This window comes from Parasphingopyxis sp. (assembly GCF_052168295.1).
Taxonomy (GTDB): Bacteria; Pseudomonadota; Alphaproteobacteria; order Sphingomonadales; family Sphingomonadaceae; genus Parasphingopyxis.
In genome coordinates this window covers 1-7,449 of record NZ_JBQLZN010000008.1, presented here as the reverse complement: position 1 = coordinate 7,449, position 7,449 = coordinate 1, and the positions used below count along the sequence as shown (strand labels likewise).

Sequence of the window (7,449 nt, the reverse complement as noted above, 5' to 3'; positions counted from 1 at the left end):
CGCCGCGCAGCGCATGGACCTGGGTTTCGCCCATGTCGTAGGTCTTGCGCAGGCCTACGGCCCGGAAGGCTGGCTGCGCCGCCGATCCATCGTTATTTGCCGCCGTTTCCGCCACGCGTTCCCAACCAGAAAGGTCCGTGATTGGAATTGACTAGCGCCATTGTGGCCAAATGGTTTGATTCAGCGCAAGTCGGGCCGAGATTTCCAACGTTTATTGGCTGAAGCGAACCCGTCGCGCAGTGTTTTGAGAAGCTCGGAAAAGGCGAGGCCGGAGAGCGATACCAGCACGCAGATCGCCAGTTCGGCGGCGGACAATGGGGCTGTGTGGAACAGCGCATTGCCGAGCGCCGAATAGACGACGGCCAAATGCAGAATAACCGTCAGGACAATCGCGAAAACAAGCGCGGGATTGCTCAGCGGATTGAGCAGGAAGACCGACCGCCGGTCGGATCGCACGGCGATCGCCTGGCCGAGCTGAAGAAAGGTGAGAACGGTGAACACCATGGTCTGCCAATTCTCGTTACCCGCATCGAGCGCGGCCATTTGCACGCCGATGGTCACCATCGCCATGAAGGTGCCCATGATCGCGATATGGCGCCACATCTTGCTGTCGAACAGACCGCTGCTCGGCGGGTGCGGAGGCCGCTTCATGATATCGGGTTCGGCCGGCTCACCCGCCAGGGCGAGTCCCGGCACTCCGTCGGTGACGAGATTGATCCACAGGATCTGCAGAGGCAGAAGCGGCAGCGGCAGCCCCAGGACGAGGGCGACGAACAAGGTCAGTATCTCGGCCAGATTGCAGGCCAGCACATAGCGGATGAACTTGCGGATATTGTCGAAAATCCGTCGCCCTTCGCGCACGGCGGCGACGATCGACGCGAAATTGTCGTCGAGCAGGATCAGATCTGCCGCCTCGCGGGCGACATCGGTTCCGATTCGTCCCATCGCTACGCCGATATTGGCGTGCAGGAGGGCTGGCGCGTCGTTCACCCCGTCGCCCGTCATCGCAACGAACTGCCGATGGTTCTGCAAGGCCTTGACGATCCGGATCTTCTGCGCCGGATCCACGCGCGCATAGATGTCGGTATCGAGGACCCGGTCCATCAGTTCGGCATCGCCAAGCTTAGCCAGTTCTGGGCCGGTGATCACTGTTGCACCGTCGCTTACCAGTCCGATCCGTCGGGCGATCGTCTCTGCGGTCCTCGGATGATCGCCGGTGATCATGACAGGCGTTATCCCGGCGGTCCGGCACGCCGCGATCGCCGAAGCGGCTTCGGCGCGGGGCGGGTCCATCAGTCCAACAAGACCGAGTATTTCGAAACCGTCCTGCGGATCGTCTATCATCGGCGGCGAGGCCGAAAGCCTGCGGGCGAAGGCGAGAACGCGCAGGCCTGAAGCGGCCAGAGTCTCGGCCTTCCTGCGTCCTTCGGGAAAGGATGCCAGCAATACTTCCGGCGCCCCTTTCATATAGCAGATATAACCATCATCCGTCCGGTGGACGGTCGTCATGCGTTTGCGTTCCGAGCTGAAGGCGAAGGTTCTTGTCCGAGGCTTGGCGTGCTCGAGATCGGCGCGTTCATAACCGGACTCGGCCGCGAATTCGGCAATGGCGAATTCGGTCGGCTCGCCATGCTTTTCGCCGGCATCCGCGCCGCCGACATCGGTGCACAACGCCATCGCCGTGAACAGTTCAGCCGGATCGTCGCTTTCGATCTCGGCCACCTCCATCCGGTTTTCGGTCAGCGTGCCGGTCTTGTCCGTGCAGATATAGGTGACGGAACCAAGCGTCTCCACGGCAGGCAAGCGCCGGATCAGGGCATCGTGCCGCGCCATCTTCCGCGCGCCGACGGCGAGCAGGACGGCAACGACGGCAGGGAGGGCTTCCGGTATCGCGGCAATCGCAACGCTGGCTGCGGTCAGCAGCATCACGAGGGGCGGATGCCCGATCATCAGCCCGGTCACGAACAGGCTGGCGCAGATCACAATGGCGGCGATCGCTATCCGGCGACTGATCCGTGCCAGCCTTTGCTGCAGGGGTGTCGCCGGGCGGCTCCGGCCCTGCAGCGTGGAGGCGATCCGGCCGATTTCACTATGCGTCCCGGTTGCAACAACGATCCCCAGGGCCGACCCTCGTGTTGCCAGGGTTCCACTGAACGCCATATTGGTCCGATCGCCCAGAGCCAGATCTTCGTCTGCGGCGACGGCCGCCGATTTCTGCCGTGTCAGCGATTCGCCCGTCAATGGCGCTTCGTCGACTTCCAGATCCTCGACGCTGATCAGTCGCATATCGCCGGGTATGCGTCCGCCCGCCGCTATCGCGGCGATATCGCCGGGTACGAGTTGTGTGGCGTCGACGCTTTCCCGCCTCCCGTCGCGGATCACTATCGATTTTTGCGGTACGAGGTCTTTCAGGGCGCGAACGGCTCGAATTGCGCGGACTTCCTGGGCGAAGCCGATGACCGCATTGAGCATCAGTATCGCCGCGATCAGTGCCGCGTCGGCTATTTCGCCGATCAGCGCGGCGATCCCCGCGGCACCGAGCAGCACCAGGATCATGACGTCTTTGAACTGGGTCATGAAGCGGCGGAACCATGACTTGCCTTTCGGCTCGGGCAGTATGTTGGGCCCGTCGCTCGCAAGCCGCGAGGCCGCCTCGCTGGCGGTCAGCCCCTTTTCCGGATCCGTTCCGAATATGTCGGCGATCGCATCCGCATCGCATGCGTGCCAGCGCGCATCCTGCCTGTCTGAAATACGCGCGGGGCCGTCTTTCCCCTTGCGACCCGGGCTCCCTGTGTTCGCGACCGTGACGGGCATGGTTGCCAGTCTACCAGCCTCTGCGATGTCGCCGTTGATATCCGTCAATCAATCGGCACCACGCCGAAAGCTCTCTCTGGAAGCGTCGCCAGTCGGAGTATGATCGCCCGCTTCGATCGGTCGATTACGGGGGAACCCTTATAGCCAGGCCTTTGCCAGTAGCCGATGGTGCAAGTTGCACAAATTTCGACACTTCTGTGCTTTCGATGGAGGTGGATATGGCCGGAATACAGTCAGACGAAAAGCCCGATCAGCCCACCCCGGCGCTGTTCTTTCACGAGAGTCCCGCTTCCGCCGATGATGGTCGATACGCGGGCAAGAATGAAATGCAGAGCCGGATCATGGCGTGCGTCGACGATGCGCCGACCAGCCCCGCCGTCGTCCGCCATGCCATAGCGGTGGCGCGGGGTCTCGGTCTTTCGGTGACGCTCGCCCGGGTACTCGAAAAGGCCCAGCATCCCGGGTCGCCTGCCGATCCGATAGAATGGCAATTGCGGCGCGCGCAAAGCCAGAATCAATTGAACCACATTGTCGCGCATGAAGCCGGCGCGCCGGTGGATATGGACAGCCTTTTGCTGACGGGACTGCCTGCAGACGAACTGAACCGCTGGGCCGAGGATCACAATATCGCGCTTCTCGCGCTATCCACCAGCCGGGATCGCAAGCTGGCGCCGTCGAGCCTGGGGCGAACGGCGCAGCAATTGCTCGACAAGGCCTATGCGTCGCTGTTGCTGGTTCCGGCGACGGACTCGATCCGCGAAACCGTGGACTATCGCAGGATATTGGTGCCGCTTGACGGATCGAGCCGCGCGGAGAGCGTATTGCCTATCGCCAAGCGGATCGCCCGCGCGCATGGAGCCGAGATCGTTCTCGCCCATATCCTGCCGACACTGAAAGCGATCGATGTCAATTCGGCAGAGCAACGGGAAGCGGAATTGCTGGCGATGCTGCGCATGCATCACGAACGCCATGCCCGCAATTATCTGGAAGGCTTGCGCGGCATATTATTGAATGAAGGGTTGGCGGCGAGCGCGATCGTCGGCCCGCAAGGAGATGCCCGCAGCCATTTGCGGCGGTTGACGATCGAGCAGCGTATCGATCTGACCGTCCTATCGTCTCACGGCCAAACCGGACTGCCGGATATTCCCTGTGGCAGCGTGACGGAATATCTCGCGACCCACGCCTCGACGCCGCTGCTGATCGTGCGGCCGAGCTTTGCCCATGGTTTCGCCTCACCGATACCGGAATCGCCGTTCGGCACGACGGTGCAGGACTTCAAAATCGCGCACTAGTGGCGGACGACTCTCCCGACCTGTCCTGGTCGCTCGTTTCGTCGGCCGAAACGCTCAGCGGAGATCATGTGTTGGCCGACACGCCGGCGACGGCGATACCGGCATGGGCTTCGCTCGGCCAGACGCACGGATGGTTGGACGACGTCCGGCTCGCCTGTGTGGATCCGCCGCCGGATGCGACCAAGGCGGCGGAATGGTTGCTCGACAACGACTATCAGATCCACCGCGCGCTAAGACAGATCAAGCAGGACCTGCCCGGTAAATTCTATGAGCGGTTGCCGGCGCTGGCCGGCGAGGAGTTCGGCCGAGCCCCACGCATATTCGCGATGGCGCACGATCTGCTGCGGGTTACGCATCTGCAGGTATCGCTGACCAGTGCGGTACGCTATGTGTGCGCCTACCAAGATCGTCAGCCGCTGCTGATCTCGGAGCTTTGGGCCTTTCCGACCATGCTGCGGATCGCTTGTCTCGAGATACTGGTAGCAGCCTTCTCTCAGTTGATCGACGGCGGTGTCAGGACGCCATTTCCGCCGTCGCAATGGGCGGAAGATCCGCATTCGCTTGACGCGACCGAGCGGGTCGCGCGCGCCATCGCCAATCTCGGGGTCATCGCCGCGATCCCCTGGAAGGATTTTTTCGATCAGACGAGCCGGGTCGAAGAAATTCTCCGCGACGATCCGTCCGACCATTATCGTCACATGGATTTCGAATCCCGCGATCTGTACCGCCATGCGGTGGAGGAGCTGGCGCGGTACGGTTCCTTCCGGGAGGTTGACGTAGCGGCGGAAGCGGTCCGGCAGGCCCGATCAGCCGGACATGCGAAAAGCCCCCGGCATGTCGGACACTGGCTCGTGGGTGACCGGCGACGGCACCTCGAAACGCATTTGGACGTCCGGCTCCCGGCTGGAGATCGCATACGCCGCCACGTCCTGGCGCATCCCGGCATTTATTATGCGCTCATCATGTCCCTCTGCATCGCCGGAGCGCTCATATTGCCTGCCGCTTATCTGTATATGGCGGGTGCCGACCTTCTTGGATGGATCGCCGGACTGGCATTGGCCTCCGTGCCGTCGACCGTGCTGGCGGTAACGGTTGTGCATTGGGGCATTACGCAGCTGCTGCCGCCGCGCGTCCTCTACAAGCTCGATAGCAGCGAACGGTTGCCGCGTGACGGCCGCACGATCGTGGCGATTCCGGTGATCGTGCCCAGGCCCGAAGAGGTGCCGCGGCTCGCCGAACAAGCCGAGACCCATTGGCTCGCCAATGCCGATCCGAGGCTTCAGGTCGCATTGCTGGCCGACCTCGCCGATGCCGGGGACGAGCGGATGCCTGGCGATGCCGAAATCGAAGCGGCTCTCGAACAGGCGATCCGGACGCTCAACGACCGGCACGGCCGGAACGGCACCGGCCCCTTCCATCTGCTGGTCCGCCCGAGGCAGTACAACGCCGCGCAGGGCTGCTGGATGGCGTGGGAGCGCAAGCGCGGGAAGCTCGAACAGTTCAACCGGTTGCTCGTCGACGGCGACTTTTCGCCTTTTTCGACCCATGTCGGAAGCCGGGCCGGGCTCGAAGCGATCCGGTTCGTGATCACCGTCGATGCCGATACGATGCTGCCGCCCGGTTCGGTCGGCCGGCTGGTCGGGGCGCTAGCGCATCCGCTGAACACGGCGCGCATCGACGAGAAAACGGGACGGGTTACCGCCGGCTATTCGATCATTCAGCCGCGGGTCGAAATCTCGCCGCAGAGCGGCATGCGCTCGCTCTTCGCCCGGCTGTTCACCGGTGACACGGCGATCGACATATACAGCCGCGCCGTGTCCGACGTGTATCAGGATCTGTTCGGTGCGGGCATATTCGTCGGCAAGGGAATCTACGATGTCCGTGCCTTTCATCGCAGCGTCGACGGCCGTGTGCCGGAAAACAGGATTCTCAGCCACGACTTGTTCGAAGGCGCACATGGGCGCGTCGCGCTCGCGACTGATATCGTCCTCTATGAAGGTTTCCCGGCCAGCTATCTCGAATATGCCCAGCGCCTGCATCGCTGGATACGCGGGGACTGGCAGTTGCTGGCCTGGTTGTGGCCATCGGTTCCGGCGGCCGACGGATCGCGTGTCCGAAACCGGCTTGCAGGGATCGACCGATGGAAGATCATCGACAATTTGCGGCGCAGTCTTATCGCTCCGTCGCTGCTCGTGCTGGCGCTGGCCGGCTGGCTGATACTGCCCGGGCAGCCCTGGTTCTGGACGGCGCTGGTCGCCTTCGCGCCCGGTGGTCAGCTCGTCACCGATCTGGTGAGCGGACTGGCTCGCGGGCGGCGGCGCGGGGCCGCCCGGGATATCCTGTCGCGGCTTTCGGACCAGGCCGGCCGGTGGCTGCTTGCGATCGTCTATCTGCTGCATGAGGGGCTTCTGTCGCTGCATGCCGTTGCCATTACGCTCTGGCGGCTGTTCGTCACGCGCCGCCGGCTTCTCGAATGGACCACGGCGGCGCGTGTTGCGGCGCGACTTGCCGATCAAAGCAGCCGGTCCGCCATCTGGCGCCGCATGTGGCTGGCGCCGGCGATTGCGCTCGCCATCGGCGTGCTGTTGCTGCTCGTCCGGCCCAGCGGCCTGCTGGCGGCCCTGCCGCTGCTCCTGCTCTGGATAGCCGCTCCGGAAATCACCTTTCGCATCGGCGCGCCGCGCAAATCCGAATTCATGCCGCTCGACGCCGACGACCGCCTCTTCCTCCGCTCGCTCGCCCGCCGGACATGGTTCTATTTCGAGACCTTTGCCGGGCCGGAGGACAATTGGCTGCCGCCTGACAATTATCAGGGCGAACCGCATGAGGAGATCGCCCATCGGACGTCGCCGACGAATATCGGCATGATGCTGTTGTCGACGGCGACGGCCTGGGATTTCGGTTATATCGGACGCGCCGAGCTGGCGGCGCGCACTGAGAACACGCTGCAAAGCCTCGCCCGGCTGGAGCGCTATCGCGGCCATCTGTTCAACTGGTACGATACGCAAAGCCTGAAACCGCTCGAGCCGCGCTATGTGTCGACCGTCGATAGCGGCAATCTTGCGGTCAGCCTGATCGCCTTTGCCGAGACTTTGCGCGAGGCGGCCGGGAACGAGGCGCTAGAACCGCAGCGATGGTCTGGCCTGTCCGACGTGCTCGCCCTGCTGGACGGGGCGGTGCGAGATCTGCCCAACGGCGCGGCTGGCGTCCGGTCCCGGCTCGCGGCATTGCGCGATCGGCTATCCGCGCTGGAAACCGATGCGGATGTCAGCCCGGAGGGGCTGACAGCCATTTGCGATACCGACATCCCGGCGATCGAAGCGCTCATATCCCAGATCGTTGC

At 63.4% G+C, this 7,449-nt stretch carries 3 protein-coding genes; 2 read left to right on the top strand and 1 reads right to left on the bottom strand.

Annotation, left to right across the window (positions count from 1 at the left end):
- Positions 1 to 180 precede the first annotated feature (180 nt).
- Positions 181 to 2,814, bottom strand: coding sequence for a cation-translocating P-type ATPase (locus ACTS1Z_RS01345; RefSeq protein WP_442622635.1), 2,634 nt, complete (start codon positions 2,812 to 2,814; stop codon positions 181 to 183).
- A 218-nt stretch (positions 2,815 to 3,032) separates the two neighbouring features.
- On the opposite strand from ACTS1Z_RS01345, the gene ACTS1Z_RS01340 reads away from it, so the two are divergent.
- Both ACTS1Z_RS01340 and ACTS1Z_RS01335 read left to right on the top strand, forming a co-directional pair.
- Positions 3,033 to 4,106 (top strand): universal stress protein, encoded by a 1,074-nt coding sequence (locus tag ACTS1Z_RS01340; RefSeq protein ID WP_442622634.1) that lies wholly within the window; start codon positions 3,033 to 3,035, stop codon positions 4,104 to 4,106.
- On the top strand, positions 4,106 to 7,449 hold a 3,344-nt coding region (locus ACTS1Z_RS01335), incomplete at its 3' end, for a glycosyltransferase family 2 protein (protein WP_442622633.1). The genes ACTS1Z_RS01340 and ACTS1Z_RS01335, both read left to right, overlap by 1 nt.

Coding starts and splice junctions, on each gene's coding strand:
- ACTS1Z_RS01340 (WP_442622634.1), top strand. CDS start 3,033: ATGGCCGGAATACAGTCAGACGAAAAGCCCGATCAGCCCACCCCGGCG.
- ACTS1Z_RS01345 (WP_442622635.1), bottom strand. CDS start 2,814: ATGCCCGTCACGGTCGCGAACACAGGGAGCCCGGGTCGCAAGGGGAAA.